This window comes from Plantibacter sp. CFBP 13570, assembly GCF_014841395.1.
Classification (GTDB): Bacteria; Actinomycetota; Actinomycetes; order Actinomycetales; family Microbacteriaceae; genus Plantibacter; species Plantibacter auratus.
The window spans coordinates 1-1,083 of sequence record NZ_JACYTW010000137.1 but is presented as its reverse complement, the minus strand read 5'-3'; the positions used below and the strand labels follow the sequence as shown (position 1 = coordinate 1,083).

Genomic DNA, 1,083 nt, shown 5'->3' with positions numbered 1-1,083 from the left:
GGCGGGGTCGACGGCTGGCGCTGCGCGGGTGAGCCGGCCGGCGTCCCGGGGGCTCCGGATCCGGCGGGTCGCCCGGGCTGCCCTTCGACAGGCTCAGGGACCGGAGACGGCCGGGTCGACGAGGCAGGCGCAGAAGACGGGGTGGGCCCTTCGACAGGTTCAGGGACCGAGGAGGGCTGCGTCGACGAGGCAGGCGTGGGAGACGACGTGGGCCCTTCGACGGGCTCAGGGACCGGAGACAGCCGGGTCGCCGAAGCAGGCTCGGACGCGGACGCGGGCCCTTCGACAGGCTCAGGGACCGGGGACGGCCCTTCGACAGGCTCAGGGACCGGGGACGGCCCTTCGACAGGCTCAGGGACCGGGGACGGCTCGGGCTCGTCGGCCGGCGGCGCGACCGTCGCCCACGAGGAGGCGGAGACGGAGGTCTGCTCCTCGGCCGGGGCGGTGACCGACGACGCGGGTGCCGATGGCGCAGCAGCGGATGGCGCGGCGTCGGCCGGCGCAGCGGAGGCGGGCTCGCCACCGGCTGGTGCGACGGTGGGCCACGAGGAGCGGGATGCCGACCCGCCGCTGCTGTCTGATGACGACGGGGCTGCAGGGGCTGGGACGGTCTGCGGCAGGCTCGGGGTCGACCAGGCGGACGACTCCGACGACGGAGCGCCGGTGGCGGGCGCCGTGGCCCGCGGTGCCGGCGGCTCGTCGGCACCGGCCACCTTGGCGAGGTACTTCACCCGCACGCCGAGGACGTCGAGGACCGCCGTGCGCAGGACCTCCGCGACACCGGTACCGGGCGCATGACGCGCCTTGAAGTCGTTGAGGTCGCTGTTGTTCGCGAAGACGAGCGTGAGGACGTCGTCGTCCGAGTACCCGCCGACCTGGGTGTTGACGACGATCATCCAGGCCTTGCGGTCGGCTTTCTCGACGCGCGCCACGATCTCGGGCCACGCGTCGCGGATGTGCTGCAGGGTGACCGGGCCGACCCGAGGGGCGGCGGGGGTCGGTGCGGCGGTCTGCGCGTGGTCGGACTCCTGCGCCGGTCGACGGTCGGGGGCCGTGGACTGGCCGGAAGCTGCGGACGGGGCG

At 75.2% G+C, this 1,083-nt stretch carries 1 pseudogene; it reads right to left on the bottom strand.

Features of this window, described 5'->3' with window-relative positions:
• A pseudogene (locus IFT89_RS19885) lies at positions 1–1,083 on the bottom strand (hypothetical protein); the annotation flags it as partial.